This is a genomic window from Limimaricola cinnabarinus (assembly GCF_047631075.1).
GTDB lineage: Bacteria > Pseudomonadota > Alphaproteobacteria > Rhodobacterales > Rhodobacteraceae > Limimaricola > Limimaricola cinnabarinus.
Map to the genome: position 1 here is coordinate 38,868 of NZ_JBLHYX010000016.1, position 16,660 is coordinate 55,527.

The window sequence follows — 16,660 nt, forward strand, 5'->3', positions numbered from 1 at the left end:
GGAGAGAGCAGAGATGGCAAGAACGGCACTCGTGACGGGGGGCAGCCGCGGTATCGGCGCCGCCATTTCCAAGGCCCTAAAGGCGGAGGGCTACAACGTCGTCGCAACCTATGCGGGCAACGACGAAAAGGCAGCGGCCTTTACCGATGAGACCGGCATCGCCACCTACAAGTGGGACGTGGGCGATTACGAGGCCTGCAAGGCGGGCATCTCTCAGGTCGAAGCCGAGCATGGCCCGGTCGAGATCCTCGTGAACAACGCGGGCATCACCCGCGACGCACCGTTCCACAAGATGACGCCGCAGCAGTGGCGCGAGGTGATCGACACCAACCTCACCGGGTTGTTCAACATGACGCATTGCGTCTGGCCCGGCCTGCGCGAGCGCAAGTTCGGCCGTATCATCAACATCTCCTCGATCAACGGGCAGAAGGGCCAATTCGCGCAGGCCAACTATGCCGCCGCCAAGGCCGGCGACATCGGTTTCACCAAGGCCCTGTCGCAGGAGGGCGCGCGCGCCGGCATCACGGTGAACGCGATCTGCCCGGGCTACATCAACACCGAGATGATGAGCACCATTCCTGAAAAAGTCATGAACGAGGTGATCCTTCCACAGATCCCCGTGGGCCGCTTGGGCGAGCCCGAGGAGATCGCGCGCTGCGTGGTGTTCCTTGCTTCCGAACAGGCGGGTTTCGTCACCGGATCGACGCTTTCCGCCAATGGCGGCCAGTACCTCGCCTGAGCCCATCGGGCAGACGGCAAGCCGTCTGCCCGGACCCGCCAAGGGCCTCAGGGGGCCGGAAAGAACGCCTCCGGGCTCCGCATGGCGTCCAGACCCCGCATCCGGCCGAGCCAACCCGCCATCGAAGGCGTCGGCATGACCCCGGCTGCATCGAGCCATTGTGCATAGCCCCAGACCGCGCAGTCGCCCACGCCCGGTCTGTCGCCGTGAAGGAAGGTAGTGTCACCGAGCAGCAGGTCGAACCGCCGGGCATCCGCGGCAAAACGCATGCGCAACCAGTCCAACACGTCGGGGGCGAAAACCTCACCGCCGGGCCTTTGCGCTTCCTTGAGCTGTGGCAGGCACATGCCGATGCGGTTCGCCTCCCAGATCACCAGTTCGCGCGCCCGCCGCATCCCTTCGGCGCTCTCGCCGCCGAGGCAGGCGAATCGGCCGGCGATCTCGAGCAGGATCGCCCCCGACTGAACATGCGCCGCCCCGTCGAGGATAAGGACCGGCACCTCTGCGGCGGGGTTGGCCGCGAGGAACGCGGCCGGGCGCGTCGCGGGGGCGGCCCAGATGTCGACGCGGTGGACCCGGTGAGCGAGGCCTGCCAGCCCAAGCGCTAGCGCCACCTTGCAGGCATGTCCCGACTCCGGGTGACCGTAGAGTTCGATATCCGGCATGGTCCGGCTCCCACTGTGCCCGATTCGGGCCGTGATCTGTTGCACGACACGGAGCAGAGCCCACGCGCCGGGGCCAGCAGGAACTCTGTACCGAATTCATGAAAAAGGCGCCTGACGCGGATGCGGCAGACGCCTTGGACGAAGGGGGCACTGTTCTTGACCGTGCCACTTCGGTGGGGAGAGCCGGGATCATGTCCCGGCATCCGTTCCTTCTAATGTGGGCTGAGTCGCGCGATCTCTTCCTTCAGCATGAGCTTACGCTTCTTCATCTGAGCGATTTCGAAGTCGCTGGTGGCGGGCGCCCTTTGCGCCATCTCCACCTCCTGCGAGAGCGACTGGTGTTTCCTGCGCAGTTCTTCCAGATGCGATGTCAGGCTCATAGGCTGTCTCCTGTGTCTGGTTGCGACGAGTTCAGTCGAGCACGGTTTTACAATTCTGTCACCTGAGAGATGCGACGCATTCGTCCTTTTTGTGCAGGATCGGCGAAATCTTGCGCCGCTAGTTGTGCTAGATGCGCAATTTTCCTCCATGACGGAAAATGACCTCTGCCTCCGGGGTGAAATCGCCTGCATCCGACAGGTGCCGCTCGCCCTCATGAAGCACCAATGGCGCGGCGAGTCGAAAGGCGGCCCGCCCGCTCTGGCGCGCGGTGACGATCACCCTCTCGGCGTCGCGTCCCTTGCGCGACACCAGCGGCTGCACCGCGAGGCCGCCCATGCGCCCATGCAGCGCCGCGACGATCTCGGGCAGGCGGTCGGCCTTCTGGATCAGGGTCAGCCGTCCCAACGGCGCGACCCGTCGCGCCATGGCGTCGATCCAAACCGCCAGCGACACGGGCGCGCCGAATGCGGTCTCCTTGGCGGGATCGGGGGCGGGGCGTGACCGGGCCCGATCGAAATAGGGCGGATTGGCGATGAGGTGATCGAAACGGCGCGCCTTGATCTCGGGCGGCAGGGCGCGAAGGTCGGCGGTGTGGACCGTGACGCGGGCGTCGTTCAGCCCGGCATTGCGACGTGCCAGATCGGCATAGCCAGGTTGGATCTCCACCCCCCACAAATCGAGGCCCGGCACCCGCGCGGCAAGACAGAGCATCGCCGCCCCCGCGCCGCATCCAAGTTCGAGCACGCTCTGGCCCGGCTCGGCCTCGACCGAGGCGGCGAGCAGGACGGGGTCGGTGCCCGCCCGATAGCCGCGCCGAGGCTGCAACAGCGTCACCCGCCCGCCGAGAAAGGCGTCGCGGGTCAGGTCGTCATCGGCCCAGATCAATGTCATTGTCGCGCATCGTACGTTCGGCGGCGGCATGATCCGCGTCGCGCACCATCAGGCGGCGAGGCAGGATGCCGATCGATCCTTCGAGGATGCTCGTGTTTACGTCCCACTCGAAGCAGTCTATACCCTCGCCGTTCAGAAGGGCGGTGGCAAAGGCGAAGACCGTCGGGTCATTGCTGCGCAAAAGCTCTTTCATCCGCAACCAGCTAGGGCGTTTCGGCGCCCTTGTCGAGAAGACCGCCGCCCATGGATCTTGCCACTTCCACCGCCAAGCCGCACGATCGCCTCGCGCAGGCCCTTTCGGGCGACATGCAGGCCGTGAACGCGATGATCCGCGAGCGCATGGCCTCGGAGCACGCGCCGCGCATCCCGGAGGTGACGGCGCATCTGGTCGAGGCGGGCGGCAAGCGGCTGCGCCCGATGCTGACCCTCGCCGCGGCACGGCTATGCGGCTATGACGGACCCTACCATGTGCATCTCGCCGCGACGGTGGAGTTCATCCACACCGCGACATTGCTGCATGACGACGTGGTCGACGACAGCAAGCAGCGGCGCGGCCGCCCGACGGCGAACCTGCTGTGGGACAATACCTCATCGGTGCTGGTCGGCGACTATCTCTTCGCGCGTTCGTTCCAAGTGATGGTCGAGACCGGCTCGTTGCGGGTGCTGGGCATCCTCGCCAACGCCTCGGCCACCATCGCCGAGGGCGAGGTGCTGCAGCTCACGGCGGCGCGCAACCTCGCGACCACCGAGGCAACCTATCTGCGGGTGGTGCGCGGCAAGACCGCGGCGCTGTTCTCGGCGGCCACCGAGGTGGGCGGCATCATCGCCGGCGCACCAGAGCCGCATGTCGCGGCGCTGCGCGCCTATGGCGACGCGCTCGGCATCGCCTTCCAGATCGTCGACGACCTGCTCGATTACGGCGGCACGGCGGCGATCGGCAAGGCGCTTGGCGACGACCTGCGCGAGGGCAAGCTGACGCTGCCGGTGATCCGGGCGCTGGCGCAGGCCGATGTCGACGAGCGCGCCTTCTGGGCCCGCACCATCGGCAAGGGCCGCGTCGAGGACGGCGATCTGGAGCAGGCGCAGGCGATCCTTTCGCGGCACGGCGCGTTGGAAAGCACGCGCCAGACCGCGCTCGACTGGGCCGAGCGGGCGCGCCAGAGCCTGCGCGAACTGCCGCGCCATCCCTTGGGCGACATGCTCGAGGATCTGGCGAGCTACGTGGTCGAACGGATCAGCTGAGTCGAACGGATCAGCTGAGCAGCGGCGCAGGCGCGACCCACCAGCCCATTTCCGACAGCTGGATCGCGCGGGCGACCTGCCGCGCGCGGCCCATGTCGCGGGTCAGGCCGATGCAGGTCGCGCCAGAGCCCGACATCAGCGCGAGATCGACGCCGGGCATGGCGCGCAGCCGCTTGAGTGCGCGGGCGATCTCCGGCGCGATCGCCTCGGCCGGAGCCTGCAGATCGTTGCGCTGGGTTCGGAGCCATTCGAGGAACCCCTCGTAATCGAGGCGGTCCGGCAGTTCCGCCATGCCCGGATTGTCCGAACGCTCCAGCTTGTCGAAGACCCGGCCCGTCGGCACCTCGACGCCGGGATTGACCAGCACCAGACCGCAGGAGGGCAGGGCGGGCACCGCCGTCAAGGTCTCGCCGATGCCGGTCATCCGAGTCGGCAGAGGCGCGTTCAGGCAGACCGGCACATCCGCGCCCAACTCCAGCACCTCGGCGTCGCCGGGGGCGAAATTCTCGACCCCCCAGACCTGCGACAGCAGCCGCAGCGCCGCGGCCGCGTCGGAGGAGCCGCTGCCGATTCCGGCGGCATGGGGCAGCGTCTTGGTGAGCTTGATTCGCGCGCCCTGCGTGACGCTACGCGCCGCCTGCAGCGCCCGGGCCGCGCGCAGCACGCTGTTGCTCTCATCCACCGGCACGCCGGAGGAAAACGGCCCCGTCACCTCGAGCGTCAGATCTGTGGCGGGTAGGGCGGTGAGCTGATCTCCGACGCCGGCGAACGCCACGAGGCTGTCGAGCAGGTGATAGCCCCCCGCCCGAAGCCCGGTGACATGCAATGCGAAATTGATCTTGGCCGGGGCCAATCCCTTGTCGAGCGCCATGATCAGTCGCCCTGCGCGACCTGCTGGAGCGGCGTTCCACCCTCGTCGGTGATCACCGCGTCGAGTCCTTTTTCAAGCTTGGCACGGATCCGCTCGGCCTCATCCGGTGCGGGATCGAAGGACAAGGCGCGCTGCCACTGGAACCGCGCCTCGATGAACCGCCCCACCGCCCAGTAGCCGTCGCCCAGATGGTCGTTGACGATCGGGTCCACCGGCTCCAGCTCGGCGGCGCGTTCGAGATGTCCTACCGCCTCCTCGTAGCGGCCAAGCTTGAACTGGGCCCAGCCGAGGCTGTCGACGATGGCGCCGTTGGCAGGCTGGGCGCGCACCGCCCGCTCGATCATGTCGAGCGCCTCGTCCAGCGCTTGGCTCCGCTCGACCAGCGAATAGCCGAGGAAGTTGAGCACTTCGGCGCGGTCGGGATCGACCACGAGGGCGTCGCGGAAATCGGCCTCGGCTCCGGGCCAATCGTTCTGTGCGTGCCGCGCAATGCCGCGCATGTAGTAGAGCCACCAGGCGGCGTTTTCCCCGGTGAGACGGATCGCCTCGCCATAGGCGGTCTCGGCGGCGGCATCCTCACCCTGTGCCCGGTGCAGATCACCGATCGCGATCCGCACGCCCGGCAGGTCGGGGGCCGTGCGCGTCAGCTGTTCGAGCACCTCGAGCGCGCGAGCCGGCTCACCGGACCGGCGCAGCACCTCGGCGCGGCCCAACTCGGCGGAGACATATGCGGGATCGTCCTTGGGCACGCGCGCATAGGCCGCCTGCGCCAGATCGAGCCGCCCGGTCTGTTCCAGAAGATTGGCCGTCGTCAGCAACCCCTCGACCCGGTCGGGGTCGAGCGCCAGCGCCGCGCGGGCGTAAAGCAGCGCGAAGGAGCCGGGCAGCTCGTCACCCAGAGCGCCCGCGACGGTGATGTAGAGATCCGCGAGGCCCTCGACGGCATTGGTGACGAAGCTCCATTCCGGCTGCGGCGTCGTCGCGATCCGGGCACGCAGCGCCTCGAGGATCGGATCACCCCGTCCGGCCTGATCGAGAAGCGCCAGCGCATCCTCGTGCCGATCGAGCTGTTGCAAAATTTGCGCGTGGGCGGTGACGACCGGGCGGGTGACCGGCAGGCCGTTGCTCGGTGCGGCCCCAAAGATGTCGTCGGCGGCGGCGAAATCGCCCGCCACGGCCAAGGCCAGCGCCTTGTGATAGAGGCCGAAGCCGCGCAGGCCGGGGGTTTCGATCACCTCGTCGAAAGCCGAGAGCGCGAGGTCCATGCGACCCTCTCCGAGCCGGGCCCAAGCGCGGGTCAGCCCGTCGATCAGCGGCCCGACGCCGCGACCTTCCTCCAGAAGCGCGAAGATCATGTCCCAATCGCCGCGCCGCGCCGCGTCGATCTGCAGCACCATGTCGGCGATCTGGCTGCGCGTCTCGATCTCGCGCAGACGCTCGGCCAATGGCAGGGCCTCGTTGATTTCCCCAGTGGCGAGAAGCCCGGCGATCGCGCCTTCGAGCAGATCCGGATTGCGCGGATCTGCTCCGAGAGCGGTCTGAAACCAGTCGACGGCGGCCTCGTAATCCTGTGCGGCGGCGGCGGCGCGAGCGGCGAGATAAGGTCCCGCATCGGTCTGTCGGCTCTGTGCGGTTGCCGACACGGGGCCCAAATGGACCGCGACGAGTCCGGCCATAACGGCCAAGACCCGCAGGTTTCGAGTCACCATCGTTCTGCTCCTGCCGTTCCGGTCATCACATTGGCGGGCACGCTAGTGAACGCAACGTGATCGCGCAACTTGGGTTCCCGACGGCAGGCGGATATCCGCGATCACATATTCGGGTAGTTCGGCCCGTCACCGCCCTGCGGCACCGTCCAGACGATGTTCTGGCTGGGGTCCTTGATGTCGCAGGTCTTGCAGTGAACGCAGTTCTGGAAGTTGATCACGAACTCCGGCCCGTCATCTTTCTCGACCACCTCGTAGACCCCTGCCGGGCAGTAGCGCTGCGCCGGCTCGGCATAGACTGGCAGGTTGCGGTCGATGGGGATGCTCGGGTCCTTGAGCTTGAGATGGCAGGGCTGGCTTTCCTCGTGATTGGTTCCCGAGAAGCTGACGCTGGTCAGCCGGTCGAAGCTCAGCACGCCGTCGGGCTTGGGATAGACGATCTCAGCGTGATCCTTCGCCGGTTCCGTCGCCTCGGCGTCGGATTTTCCATGGCCCAGCGTGCCCAGAAGCGAGAAGCCCAAGGTGTTGGTCCACATGTCGAAGCCGCCCAGCGCCATCGAGGCGGTCAGCCCCCAGCGCGACCAGATCGGCTTCACGTTGCGCACCTTTTTGAGGTCGCGACCGATCGCGCCCTCGCGTACCGCCGCGTCATAGCTTTCGAGGACGTCACCCGTGCGGCCTGCGGACATCGCCTCATGGGCGGCCTCGGCGGCGTGGATGCCCGACAGCATGGCGTTGTGGTTGCCCTTGATGCGCGGCACGTTGACCATGCCCGCCGCGCAGCCCAGAAGCACGCCGCCCGGGAAGGCGGTCTTCGGAAGCGACTGCCAGCCGCCCTCGGTGATCGCGCGCGCGCCATAGGCCACGCGTTTGCCACCCTTGAGCAGCTCGGCCACCATGGGATGGTGCTTGAAGCGCTGGAACTCCTGATAGGGGCGCAGATAGGGGTTGGCGTAGCCCAGATGTACCACGAAGCCGACATAGACCTGATTGTTGTCGAGGTGGTAGATGAACGACCCGCCGCCCGCGTTCTTCTCGAGAGGCCAGCCCATGGTGTGCACGACGCGGCCTTCGGAATGCTTGGCCGGGTCGATCTCCCAGATCTCCTTCATGCCGAGGCCGTATTTCTGCGGCTCGCGGCCTTCCGAGAGGGCGAAGCGTTCGATCACCTGCTTGGACAGCGACCCGCGCACACCCTCGCCGAGGAAAACGTATTTGCCCAAAAGCTCCATGCCCGGCTCGTAGCCCGGCCCCGGCGTGCCGTCGGGGTTGCGGCCGAACTCACCCGCGACCACGCCCGCGACGCAGCCATCCTCGCCCCAGACGATTTCCGAGCACGACATGCCCGGAAACACCTCGACGCCCAGCTCCTCGGCCTTTTCGGCCATCCACCGACAGACATTGCCCAGCGAGACGATGTAGTTGCCATGGTTGTTCATCAGCGGCGGCATCGCGATGTTGGGGATGCGGACCGATCCGCCTTCGCCCAGCATGTAGAAGCGATCCTCGCGCACGGGCACAGTGATCGGCGCGCCCATCTCGCGCCAGTCGGGCAGCAGCCGGTCGAGGCCGCACGGGTCGAGAACGGCGCCCGACAGGATGTGGGCGCCGACCTCGGAGCCCTTCTCCAGCACCACCACCGAGATCTCGGGGTCGAGCTGCTTTAGGCGGATCGCCGCCGAGAGGCCCGCCGGCCCCGCGCCGACGATCACCACGTCGTATTCCATCGCCTCGCGCTCGGGCTTGTCCTGAATCTGGCTCGCGGTGTCGGTCATGTCGGATCCCTGCTGGCTCTCCTGCTCCGGACCAATGGCTATCGCATGCGCCGCGCACGCACAATTGCAACCCCGCGCCACGCTCCCCGAAGCGGCCCTGACGACGATTGCCCGCGCGCCGCCGCGATCGCGCATTGCCTCGCGGCGGCGCGGGCGCTCGGGGGCGGGCTTGACTTCGGGCCGCCCCACGGGGTTAGAACGTCCGGTGTTGCACGGCCCCGCACGGGGGAAAGGCTAGAGAATATGGAAAAGATCCCGCTGACGCGCGCCGGTTTCACCAAGATCGACGCGGAGCTCAAGCACCTGAAATCGGTCGAGCGCCCGGCGATCATCGCGGCGATCTCGGAGGCGCGCGCGCATGGCGACCTCTCGGAGAACGCCGAGTATCATTCCGCCAAGGAAAAGCAGAGCTTCATCGAGGGCCGGATCAAGGAACTCGAGGGGGTGATCGGCCTTGCCGACGTGATCGACCCGTCGAAGATGAAGGGCTCCATCAAGTTCGGGGCCACGGTCAAGCTCGTCGACGAGGACACCGACGAGGAAAAGACCTATCAGATCGTCGGCGAATACGAGGCCGACATCGAGGCGGGACGTCTCAACATCAAGTCGCCGCTGGCGCGCGCGTTGATCGGCAAGGATGAAGGCGACAGCGTCGAGGTGCGCACGCCGGGTGGCGAGAAGTCCTACGAGATCCTGAGCGTCAGCTATTCTTGAGGCCGCAGGCGCGGCAAGGGCGGACGGCATGAGCGACGATTCCGACATCATCCCGGAGGTCCCCGAGGCCCGGCCGGAGCCCGCTGGCGCGCCGTGGGAGCTGATGGGCCGGGCTGAGCGTATCGCCGCCGGGGCGAGCCTCGGCTGGGCGGTGATCGCGGGGCTGGCCATGGCGCTTGGCGGCCAATCGCTGGTGGGGCCGGTGCTGGTCGTCGTGGTGCCGGTGGCGCTGATCTGGATCGGGCTGTTCGCGAGCCACGCATCGCGCAGCGCGCGCGAGGAATCGCACCGCCTCAGGGCCGAGATCCAGACCTTGCAGCGCAGCCTGCGCACGCAGGCGCGCGGCGGCGGCCTGCCCGCCGAGCTTGACCGCCGCCTCGCGGGGATCGAACGCGCCGCGCGGCAGACCGAAACGGCGCTGGCGGGGTTCGGTGTGATGCGCCCCGAGCCTGCGCCCGAAGCCGAGGCCGAGATGCCCGAGCCCACCCCCGCACCGCCGCCGCCCATGCTGGGCCGGGCCGAGATGGCGCGGGCGCTGAACTTTCCCGACAGCGATCTGGATCTCGAAGGCTTCGCCGCCCTGCGCGCGGCGCTGCGCGACACCCGCGCGCGCCAGCTCATCCAGGCGAGCCAGGACGTGCTGACGCTTCTGAGCCAGGACGGCATCTACATGGACGATCTCGCGCCGCCGCCCGCGCCGGCGGAGGCCTGGCGCGCGCTGGCGCGCGGCGAGAGAGGGGAGCCGCTCGCTCCGCTGGCGATCGGGCTCGACGCCGACGGCATGGCCGAGGTCGCGGCGGCGCGGATGGGCAAGGACACGATCTTTCGCGACACGTCGCAGCATTTCCTGCGGCTGTTCGACCGGATGCTCGACGACTATTGCGACGGCGCGCAGGACGAGGAGATCGCGCTTCTGGCCGAGACCCGCACCGGGCGCGCCTTCCGGCTGCTCGGGGCGGCGGCAGGCAACTTTTCCTAAAGGATCAGCCGAGGCGACGGACCATCGTCGTCGCCGCGCGAAACCCGAAGACGACGCGCAGCACCCCGAGCGGCCGACGGCCCACGGCACGAAAGCCGCGCCGCTCGTAGAGCGCGCGGGCGCGCAGGTTCTCGTCGATCACCTCCAGCCGGATCTCGCGGTAGCCGCCGGAACGTGCCTCCTGCGCCAGCGCCTCGATCAGCCGCGAGCCGACGCCGCGCCCGCGCGTTTCGGGCGCCACGAAGATCCCGTCGATAAGAAAGCGGCGGTTGTCCACGTCACTGTCAAGCAGCGCCAGCAGCCCGCCGCGCCACGCCGCGCCCAAAATGCCGTAGGCCGCGCGCATCTCACGCCGCCCGCCCATTACCAGCGCCCCGCGCGCGGTCTTGAACCCGGCCACCCCGAGCAGCGTGCCGTCGGGCGCGCGCGCGCAAAGCGCATGGGCCGGATCGAGAGCGGCGGCGAGGAAGCGCAGCGCGTGGGGGCGCGGCCCGAGGACCCGGCCCAGCTTGGCTCCGAACGCTTCCCAGTAGAGCGCCGCGATCTGCGCGCGTTCGCTCTCCGAAAAGCCATGGGAGATCTTCACCCCACCGCTCCGGGCGGATCGAAATCGGCAGGCGTGTTGAGATTGGCGAAGGGGTCTGGCCAGCCGGTCGGAAATTCCGTTCGGGCCGCACCTTGCAACAGCGCCCAATCGCCGATCCGCCGCGCCCCCGCCGCGAGATCGGCGGCGAGCGTCGCACGCAGCCGCACCGGCCAAAGCCCGCAGACCGGATGCAGCCGACCGCCGGAGGCGGCCACGGCGAAGCCCTCCGTGGCCTCGCCCGCGAGGATCAGTCTCGGCACGAGATCGCCCGGCAGCCAAGGCGTGTCGCCGGGCACGGTGATCACCCAAGGCGCGCCGTGCGCTTCGGCCCAGCCCATCGCCGCCAGCACCCCGGCCAGCGGACCGGGATGGCCCGGCACCGGGTCCGGCACGACCTCGATGCCGAACCGCGCGAATCGGGCCGGATCGCCATTGGCGTTGAGCGCGATGGCAGGAAGCTGCGGCGCCATCCGGTCGATGACATGCGAAAGAAGCGGCCGGCCCGCGAAGGGCACAAGGCCCTTGTCGCCGCCGCCCATCCGGCGCGACAGCCCGCCCGCGAGGATCATCCCCGGTGGCGCATCGAAGGGATCGGGCATCGGTTCGGCTCCCGCCGGGTTCGGGTCTCGCATGGCGCCCGCCGTCGCGGCAGGGCCTCAGCCTTCCAGTTGACGCGCAACGGCGCGGCTGGCGTCGCGCAGGCTGTCGCTGTCGTTCTCATTGTGCTCTGTCGTCACCACGCCGGGCAGCGTGCCGAACCGGGCCATCAGTTTGTCGGGAAACCATGTCGTCCCGAGGCCTTCGAAGCCGGGCAGCTGCCCCAGAAGCCGCGAGGTGGCGCGGGTGCAGTAGGCCTGCGCCGTGGGTCCCGCCGCCAGTGCCAGCCGCAGCGCCGTCTCGGCGGTGGCGGCGGGCACTTCGAGATATTGCTCAACCGTCACGTAGGAGGCGCGCGAGTGATAGGAGACGTAGCTCGCCACCACCTGCGGGGTCATCCCGAACAGCACGTCGTTGCGCTCGGGGATCGACGGGTGAGCATAGCTTCCGGCCGGATCGAACAGCACCCTTTGGCTGGCATTGATCAACAGCGCGGTATGCGCGCCGTTGCCGGTGCCGAGGTTGTTGACCGTGAACAGCGTGAGGGCAGGCGGACCTTCATGCCGATAGCGGGCCCGAAGCACGTCGGCTTCCGGCGCCCAGACAGCTTCGCCGCTGCCGCAGCCTGCCAGCGCCAGCGGCGCGGCCATGAGAAACGCGCGCCGCTGCATATGATCAGGCGTTGACCAGAGCGAGCAGGATCAGGGCGACGATGATCGCGATCACCGTGCGGATCGTCAACTTGACGAAGCCCTCATAGGTTCTTTCCTGATCGGTGATGTCCATGGTTCCGGGAACATGGTGGTGCTGATCGTCGGCCATCTGGGGCTCCTCGCATCTGGCGTATCGGGCCGGGAGTTAGCCCGAATCCCGCCCCTTGTCACGATGTCTCGGGCGCGGCATCGGGTCCCTGTGGCGTCGTCTCCTCCCCGCTCTCGATTTCGTCCTCCTCCAGCTCCCGCGCAAGCTGGAAGCCGATGCGTTCGGGCGGCGTTTCGGGGCGCGGCCGGGGCAGGGCGCGCAAGATCACCGAAAGCTGGGTGACGTGCTGGATCAGCTGCGTCTTGGCCCCGCTTGGGTCAGTGCCATAGAAGGTCACGATGTCGGGATCGAAATAGCCCATGCCCTGAATGCGCAGCACGCCCGAATGCCCGCCGGTCATCGCCATCGCGACCTCCTCGCCCGGCGCAAGCCCGTCCTCGAAGCGCTTGATGTAGTGGATCAGCCGCTCATAGGCCCAGCGCGCCGGGCTCTTGCCCTGCGCGGGTTTGCGCAGCGCGGGCGGCAGCACCTGCGCGTCGGTCTGCGCGCCTTCGCCCGCATGGACCTCGCGCAGCCGGGGCAGGGCCTCGGCCTCCAGCGCCTCGGCGGCGGTGGCGATGATGTCGTCGGCCATGACAGTCCTTTCCTCGGGGCGGAAGCCGTAGGGTGGCACGCCCGCGCCCCGCGTCAAGCGGCGGCGAGTTGCACGGGGCCTCCCGACGCGTCATATACGCACCGACGCGCAACCGCAGGGGCCTTCGCATGACCATCTATCTCGAATTCGAAAAGCCGCTCGCCGAGATCGAGGGCCAGGCCGAGGAACTGCGGGCTCTGGCGCGGCGCAGCCCCGAGATGGATGTCGAGAAGGAGGCCGCGGCGCTCGACCGCAAGGGCCACGACATGCTGGTCCAGCTTTATGGCAACCTGACGCCCTGGCGGAAATGCCAGGTCGCGCGCCATCCCGAGCGGCCGCATTGCAAGGATTACATCGAGCGCCTCTTCACCGAGTACACGCCGCTCGCGGGCGATCGCAACTTTGCCGACGATCATTCGGTGATGGGCGGTCTGGCGCGCCTCGACGGCCGCCCGGTGGTGGTGATCGGCCACGAGAAGGGTCATGACACCAAGAGCCGGATCGAGCGCAATTTCGGCATGGCCCGCCCCGAGGGCTATCGCAAGGCGATCCGCCTGATGGACCTCGCGCATCGCTTCGGCCTGCCGGTGGTGACGCTCGTGGACACGCCCGGCGCCTATCCCGGCAAGGGTGCCGAGGAGCGCGGCCAGTCCGAGGCGATCGCGCGCTCGACCGAGAAATGCCTGCAACTGGAGGTGCCGCTGGTCTCCGTGATCATCGGCGAGGGCGGCTCTGGTGGCGCGGTGGCCTTCGCCACGGCCAACCGCGTGGCGATGCTGGAGCATTCGATCTACTCGGTGATCTCGCCCGAGGGCTGCGCCTCGATCCTGTGGAAGGACGCCGAGAAGATGCGCGAGGCCGCCGAGGCGCTGCGCCTGACCGCGCAGGAGCTCAAGGAGCTGGGCGTCTGCGACCGGATCGTCGCCGAGCCGCTGGGCGGCGCGCATCGCGACGTGGACACGGCGATCGACGCCGTGGGCCGCGAGATCGGCAAGATGCTCGATGAGCTCAAGGGCATGGACGGCAAGGCGATCCGCGCCGACCGCCGCAAGAAATACCTCGATCTCGGCTCCAAGGGGCTGGCTGCCTGAGGCACGCCGCCTAGCGCAAGAACGGCCCGAGGCCCGGCCGGAACGCCGGGCCTTACCACATGGTCGTCTTCGCCCGCTCCGGCCACTCGGTGTCATAGGCCGCGCCGTCGAACCCCGCCTTGGCCTCGGCCACCAGCTCGCCGACGCTGGGCAGCGCGCCGCTCTCGTCGCCGCGGGTCCACAGACCCGCGCGCAGCACCGCGCGGGCGCATTGCGGATAGACCTCGTTCACCGTCACCACGATCACCGAACGCGGATGCGTGTCGCCTTGGGCAAAGCGCCCGGTGATCGCGTCGTCGCAGCTTAGCACAGCGCGGCCATTGACGCGCATGACGCTGGTGGCGCCGGGGACGAGGAACATCAGGCTTACCCGGCCGTCGCGGATGATGTTGCGCAGCGAATCCATACGGTTGTTGCCGCGCCAGTCGGGCAGCAGCAGCGTCTGGCTGTCCATGATCTGCACCACCGGGCCGTCGTCGCCGCGCGGGCTGGCGTCGATGCCTTCGGGGCCCACGGTGCTGAGGATGCAGAACCGCGACGCGGCGATCCATGCCGACTGGCCCGGTGTCAGCCGGTCGGTCACCTTGTCGAGGGCGGCCCCCGAGGGCTTGCGCTCGTAAAGGGCTTCGAGTGCCTCGATGCTTTCGACGATGCGCATCATGCCTCCTTCACCGAGAGGGGAAACCCGGCCTCGGCCATGAGCGCGTTCGAGCGCGGCTCGATCACGGCCTCGAGCTGCTTCATGAATGCGGAGGGCGGCAGTCCCGGCGGGATCTCGGGCAGGAACTCGATGATGGCGGTGCCGGGGCGGCGCAGCACACCGCGCCGGGGCCAGAACAGGCCGACATTGCAGGCCACCGGTACGCAGGGCTGGCCCAGCTCGCGGTAGATGGCGGCGGTGCCCGTCTTGTAGGGCGCGTCGACCCCCGGCAGCACGCGGGTGCCCTGCGGGTAGATGATGAGCTGGCCCGGATCGGCGCGGCCCGCGCGCACCTCGGCCATCATCTGCTTCATCGCGGCGCCACGGCGGCCCCGGTCGACCGGCACGCAGCCCATGCGCAGCGCAATCTGGCCCAGCACCGGCGTGTAGACCAGCTCTTTCTTCATGATGAAGCGCCCGCGCGGCACCGCGCCGTAGATCAGGATGATGTCGAGAAAGCTCTGATGTTTCGCGGCGATCATCACCTCGCCCGTGGGCGGCGCGCCGCGCACCTCGCAGCGCAGCCCGACGAGCACCCGCGCCAGCCAGACGACGAAACGGCACCACAGATGCGCCGCCGCCACCGCGCCGTCGCGGCTCCGGATCGCCCAAGGGGTATAGGCCAGCCCGATCGGCAGCATCGCGGCATAGATCAGGCCGTTGAACAGCAGGCTGCGCAGCCAGCGCCAGCCATAAGCCAACCCGCTCATGACTGACGCTCCAGCATGCGGCGGGCGGCACCGCGCGTGGCGGCGAAGGCTACGGCGGCGGTCAGCGGCGGGATCAGCACGAGCCAGAGCCAGTCGCCCCCCGAAAACCCGATGCCGGTCAGGAAGCTGTCGCCGCCTTGCGCGCCGCCGGGCAGCAGCGCCACCAGCACTGCACCCAGAAGCGTGCCCACCGCCGCACCCGACAGGGCGCGCAGGGTGAAGCGACGCACGAAGGCGCGTGCGATGTAGCTGTCGCGCGCGCCGACCAGCCGCAGAACCCGGATCACCTGCGCGTTGGCCGAGAGCGCCGATTGCGCCGCCAGCGTGATCATCGCCGCCGTCGAGGCGCCGATCAGCACGATCGCGAGCGCCCCGAGGCCCCGCAGCTTGCCGGCGGCGGCGACAAGCGGTTCGCGCCAGCGGGTATGATCGTCGAGCACGGCGCCTGGCACCTCGGCCTGCAGTCGGGCGCGCAGCCCGGTGGCGTCATAGCCGCCGCCCTGTTCGTTGATCTCGATCAGCTGGGGGATCGGCAGCGCGCCGAGCGGCAGGTCCGGTCCGAACCATGGGGTGAGCAAGGCCTGTTCCTCTTCCTGGGTGAGTGCCCGGGCCGAGGCGATGCCCGGCGTGGTGCGCAGCACCTCGAGCGCCGCGGCGGTCTGCGCGGCCATCTGTTCGGCCGGGGCCGAGATCCTGAGCGTCGAGCTTTGCGCCAGATCGTCGGACCAGCGCGCGGCGAGCCGCGCGCTCGCCAGAGACAGCGACAGCGCGAAGACCGCCAGCAGCGCCATGGCGGCGGCGGTGAACAGCGTCAGCCGCGCGGTGAAACCGGTGGGCGGTACGCTGCGATCGGCCTGCACGTCACCTGCCAGAAACGACAGCGCGGTCCAGAACGCGCGCTTCACAGTTCGGCCCCCGCAGCGAGAAGCTGGCGATCCTTGAGCCTGAGCGTGCGCACCGCGACCTGCGCTTTGGCGGCGCGGATCAGGTTCATGTCATGCGTGGCGACCAGCACCGCCTTGCCCATGCGATTGAGTTCGACCAGAAGCGCCAGCAGGCGTTGCGACATCTCCCAGTCGATGTTGCCGGTGGGCTCGTCGGCGATGATCACCTCGGGCGACATGATCACGGCGCGTGCCAGCGCCGCGCGCTGCCGCTCGCCGCCTGAAAGCTCCGGCGGACGGCGGTTCGCATGGCGCGTCAGCCCGACCCAGCCGAGCAGATCGGGCAGGTAGGCCTCGGCCTCGTGGTGACGGCCCGCGACGGTGAGCGGCAGCGCCACGTTGTCGCGCAACGGAAGATGGTCGAGGAACTGACAATCCTGATGCACCACGCCGATGCGGCGGCGGTTGAGCGCCAGCGCGTCGCGCGCCATGCCCGTCGTGGCCTCATCCCACAGCGCGACCTCGCCCGAGGTGGGCACCAGATCTCCGTAGCACAGCTTCAGGAGCGTCGTCTTGCCCGCGCCGGAGGGCCCGGTGAGGAAGTGGAACGACCCCGGCGCAAGCGAGAGCGACAGGCCGGAGAACAACTCTCCGCCGCCATAACTATAGGCCACGTCCCGAAGCTCGATCACCTGCTGCCCCCTGTTGCGTCCCCCTTCTGCCCGACCGGGGC

21 protein-coding genes are annotated in these 16,660 nt (G+C 68.7%); 5 read left to right on the forward strand and 16 right to left on the reverse strand.

Annotation, left to right across the window (positions count from 1 at the left end; all coding sequences use genetic code 11):
• Positions 1–13: 13 nt before the first annotated feature.
• Positions 14–739, forward strand: coding sequence for an acetoacetyl-CoA reductase (gene phbB / locus ACJASC_RS13320; protein ID WP_415146461.1), 726 nt, complete (start codon positions 14–16; stop codon positions 737–739).
• Positions 740–786: 47 nt separating this feature from the next.
• Here phbB and ACJASC_RS13325 read toward each other — a convergent pair whose 3' ends face one another.
• From ACJASC_RS13325 to ACJASC_RS13340, 4 genes are all read right to left on the reverse strand, one after another.
• Positions 787–1,404, reverse strand: coding sequence for a glutathione S-transferase family protein (locus ACJASC_RS13325; RefSeq protein ID WP_415146462.1), 618 nt, complete (start codon positions 1,402–1,404; stop codon positions 787–789).
• A 212-nt stretch (positions 1,405–1,616) separates the two neighbouring features.
• On the reverse strand, positions 1,617–1,784 hold the full coding sequence (locus ACJASC_RS13330; protein ID WP_021693674.1) for a YdcH family protein: 168 nt from the start codon (positions 1,782–1,784) through the stop codon (positions 1,617–1,619).
• Positions 1,785–1,911: 127 nt separating this feature from the next.
• Positions 1,912–2,676, reverse strand: coding sequence for a tRNA1(Val) (adenine(37)-N6)-methyltransferase (locus tag ACJASC_RS13335; RefSeq protein ID WP_415146463.1), 765 nt, complete (start codon positions 2,674–2,676; stop codon positions 1,912–1,914).
• A complete protein-coding gene (locus tag ACJASC_RS13340; protein WP_415146464.1) occupies positions 2,654–2,869 on the reverse strand; it encodes a putative signal transducing protein in 216 nt (71 codons plus the stop codon). The genes ACJASC_RS13335 and ACJASC_RS13340 overlap by 23 nt, the downstream gene beginning before the upstream one ends.
• A 50-nt stretch (positions 2,870–2,919) precedes the next feature.
• Here ACJASC_RS13340 and ACJASC_RS13345 point away from each other — a divergent pair, with 50 nt between their 5' ends.
• Positions 2,920–3,918, forward strand: a complete 999-nt coding sequence (locus ACJASC_RS13345) for a polyprenyl synthetase family protein (RefSeq protein WP_045319856.1) — start codon at positions 2,920–2,922, stop codon at positions 3,916–3,918.
• 10 nt (positions 3,919–3,928) lie between these two features.
• Here ACJASC_RS13345 and ACJASC_RS13350 read toward each other — a convergent pair whose 3' ends face one another.
• From ACJASC_RS13350 to ACJASC_RS13360, 3 genes are all read right to left on the reverse strand, one after another.
• Positions 3,929–4,789 (reverse strand): 4-(cytidine 5'-diphospho)-2-C-methyl-D-erythritol kinase, encoded by an 861-nt coding sequence (locus ACJASC_RS13350; protein WP_415146465.1) that lies wholly within the window; start codon positions 4,787–4,789, stop codon positions 3,929–3,931.
• Between the two features lie 2 nt (positions 4,790–4,791).
• Complete coding sequence (locus tag ACJASC_RS13355; RefSeq protein ID WP_415146466.1) at positions 4,792–6,432, reverse strand: tetratricopeptide repeat protein; 1,641 nt, start codon at positions 6,430–6,432, stop codon at positions 4,792–4,794.
• A 167-nt stretch (positions 6,433–6,599) separates the two neighbouring features.
• The gene (locus ACJASC_RS13360) at positions 6,600–8,270 is read right to left on the reverse strand and encodes an electron transfer flavoprotein-ubiquinone oxidoreductase (RefSeq protein WP_415146467.1); all 1,671 of its coding nucleotides are present in this window, start codon (positions 8,268–8,270) and stop codon (positions 6,600–6,602) included.
• Positions 8,271–8,513: 243 nt separating this feature from the next.
• Between ACJASC_RS13360 and greA the strand changes: the two genes are divergently transcribed.
• Together greA and ACJASC_RS13370 are read left to right on the forward strand one after the other, a co-directional pair.
• Positions 8,514–8,984 carry a transcription elongation factor GreA gene (gene greA / locus ACJASC_RS13365; RefSeq protein ID WP_021693667.1) on the forward strand — a complete coding sequence of 157 codons (471 nt, stop codon included), beginning with the start codon at positions 8,514–8,516 and terminating at the stop codon, positions 8,982–8,984.
• A gap of 28 nt (positions 8,985–9,012) precedes the next feature.
• Entirely contained in the window at positions 9,013–9,963 is a 951-nt protein-coding gene (locus tag ACJASC_RS13370) for a hypothetical protein (RefSeq protein WP_415146468.1), read from the forward strand.
• A gap of 4 nt (positions 9,964–9,967) precedes the next feature.
• Here ACJASC_RS13370 and ACJASC_RS13375 read toward each other — a convergent pair whose 3' ends face one another.
• The 5 genes from ACJASC_RS13375 to ACJASC_RS13395 are packed head-to-tail and all read right to left on the reverse strand — an operon-like array spanning position 9,968 to position 12,542.
• On the reverse strand, positions 9,968–10,549 hold the full coding sequence (locus ACJASC_RS13375) for a GNAT family N-acetyltransferase (protein ID WP_415146469.1): 582 nt from the start codon (positions 10,547–10,549) through the stop codon (positions 9,968–9,970).
• Positions 10,546–11,148 (reverse strand): molybdenum cofactor guanylyltransferase MobA, encoded by a 603-nt coding sequence (mobA, locus tag ACJASC_RS13380; RefSeq protein WP_415146470.1) that lies wholly within the window; start codon positions 11,146–11,148, stop codon positions 10,546–10,548. The genes ACJASC_RS13375 and mobA overlap by 4 nt, the downstream gene beginning before the upstream one ends.
• 57 nt (positions 11,149–11,205) lie before the next feature.
• A complete protein-coding gene (locus ACJASC_RS13385; protein WP_415146471.1) occupies positions 11,206–11,796 on the reverse strand; it encodes a hypothetical protein in 591 nt (196 codons plus the stop codon).
• A 25-nt stretch (positions 11,797–11,821) separates the two neighbouring features.
• Entirely contained in the window at positions 11,822–11,968 is a 147-nt protein-coding gene (locus tag ACJASC_RS13390) for an aa3-type cytochrome c oxidase subunit IV (RefSeq protein ID WP_415146472.1), read from the reverse strand.
• A 58-nt stretch (positions 11,969–12,026) separates the two neighbouring features.
• Positions 12,027–12,542 carry a hypothetical protein gene (locus ACJASC_RS13395; protein WP_415146473.1) on the reverse strand — a complete coding sequence of 172 codons (516 nt, stop codon included), beginning with the start codon at positions 12,540–12,542 and terminating at the stop codon, positions 12,027–12,029.
• A 128-nt stretch (positions 12,543–12,670) separates the two neighbouring features.
• Here ACJASC_RS13395 and ACJASC_RS13400 point away from each other — a divergent pair, with 128 nt between their 5' ends.
• Positions 12,671–13,633 (forward strand): acetyl-CoA carboxylase carboxyltransferase subunit alpha, encoded by a 963-nt coding sequence (locus ACJASC_RS13400; RefSeq protein WP_415146474.1) that lies wholly within the window; start codon positions 12,671–12,673, stop codon positions 13,631–13,633.
• A gap of 52 nt (positions 13,634–13,685) precedes the next feature.
• Here ACJASC_RS13400 and ACJASC_RS13405 read toward each other — a convergent pair whose 3' ends face one another.
• From ACJASC_RS13405 to ACJASC_RS13420, 4 genes are read right to left on the reverse strand one after another with little or no spacing between them, the layout of a single operon-like run.
• Positions 13,686–14,291, reverse strand: a complete 606-nt coding sequence (locus ACJASC_RS13405) for a pyridoxamine 5'-phosphate oxidase family protein (protein ID WP_415146475.1) — start codon at positions 14,289–14,291, stop codon at positions 13,686–13,688.
• Positions 14,291–15,043, reverse strand: a complete 753-nt coding sequence (locus ACJASC_RS13410) for a lysophospholipid acyltransferase family protein (protein WP_415146476.1) — start codon at positions 15,041–15,043, stop codon at positions 14,291–14,293. The genes ACJASC_RS13405 and ACJASC_RS13410 overlap by 1 nt, the downstream gene beginning before the upstream one ends.
• Positions 15,040–15,948 (reverse strand): cell division protein FtsX, encoded by a 909-nt coding sequence (locus ACJASC_RS13415; RefSeq protein WP_415146477.1) that lies wholly within the window; start codon positions 15,946–15,948, stop codon positions 15,040–15,042. Before ACJASC_RS13415 ends, ACJASC_RS13410 begins: the two co-directional genes overlap by 4 nt.
• On the reverse strand, positions 15,945–16,619 hold the full coding sequence (locus tag ACJASC_RS13420) for a cell division ATP-binding protein FtsE (protein WP_021693656.1): 675 nt from the start codon (positions 16,617–16,619) through the stop codon (positions 15,945–15,947). The genes ACJASC_RS13415 and ACJASC_RS13420 overlap by 4 nt, the downstream gene beginning before the upstream one ends.
• Positions 16,620–16,660 lie beyond the last annotated feature (41 nt).

Excerpts from the sequence above, each read along its gene's own strand:
- phbB (WP_415146461.1), top strand. The coding sequence starts at position 14 with ATGGCAAGAACGGCACTCGTGACGGGGGGCAGCCGCGGTATCGGCGCC.
- ACJASC_RS13325 (WP_415146462.1), bottom strand. The coding sequence starts at position 1,404 with ATGCCGGATATCGAACTCTACGGTCACCCGGAGTCGGGACATGCCTGC.
- ACJASC_RS13330 (WP_021693674.1), bottom strand. The coding sequence starts at position 1,784 with ATGAGCCTGACATCGCATCTGGAAGAACTGCGCAGGAAACACCAGTCG.
- ACJASC_RS13335 (WP_415146463.1), bottom strand. The coding sequence starts at position 2,676 with ATGACATTGATCTGGGCCGATGACGACCTGACCCGCGACGCCTTTCTC.
- ACJASC_RS13340 (WP_415146464.1), bottom strand. The coding sequence starts at position 2,869 with ATGAAAGAGCTTTTGCGCAGCAATGACCCGACGGTCTTCGCCTTTGCC.
- ACJASC_RS13345 (WP_045319856.1), top strand. The coding sequence starts at position 2,920 with ATGGATCTTGCCACTTCCACCGCCAAGCCGCACGATCGCCTCGCGCAG.
- ACJASC_RS13350 (WP_415146465.1), bottom strand. The coding sequence starts at position 4,789 with ATGGCGCTCGACAAGGGATTGGCCCCGGCCAAGATCAATTTCGCATTG.
- ACJASC_RS13360 (WP_415146467.1), bottom strand. The coding sequence starts at position 8,270 with ATGACCGACACCGCGAGCCAGATTCAGGACAAGCCCGAGCGCGAGGCG.
- greA (WP_021693667.1), top strand. The coding sequence starts at position 8,514 with ATGGAAAAGATCCCGCTGACGCGCGCCGGTTTCACCAAGATCGACGCG.
- ACJASC_RS13370 (WP_415146468.1), top strand. The coding sequence starts at position 9,013 with ATGAGCGACGATTCCGACATCATCCCGGAGGTCCCCGAGGCCCGGCCG.
- mobA (WP_415146470.1), bottom strand. The coding sequence starts at position 11,148 with ATGCCCGATCCCTTCGATGCGCCACCGGGGATGATCCTCGCGGGCGGG.
- ACJASC_RS13385 (WP_415146471.1), bottom strand. The coding sequence starts at position 11,796 with ATGGCCGCGCCGCTGGCGCTGGCAGGCTGCGGCAGCGGCGAAGCTGTC.
- ACJASC_RS13390 (WP_415146472.1), bottom strand. The coding sequence starts at position 11,968 with ATGGCCGACGATCAGCACCACCATGTTCCCGGAACCATGGACATCACC.
- ACJASC_RS13395 (WP_415146473.1), bottom strand. The coding sequence starts at position 12,542 with ATGGCCGACGACATCATCGCCACCGCCGCCGAGGCGCTGGAGGCCGAG.
- ACJASC_RS13400 (WP_415146474.1), top strand. The coding sequence starts at position 12,671 with ATGACCATCTATCTCGAATTCGAAAAGCCGCTCGCCGAGATCGAGGGC.
- ACJASC_RS13405 (WP_415146475.1), bottom strand. The coding sequence starts at position 14,291 with ATGCGCATCGTCGAAAGCATCGAGGCACTCGAAGCCCTTTACGAGCGC.
- ACJASC_RS13410 (WP_415146476.1), bottom strand. The coding sequence starts at position 15,043 with ATGAGCGGGTTGGCTTATGGCTGGCGCTGGCTGCGCAGCCTGCTGTTC.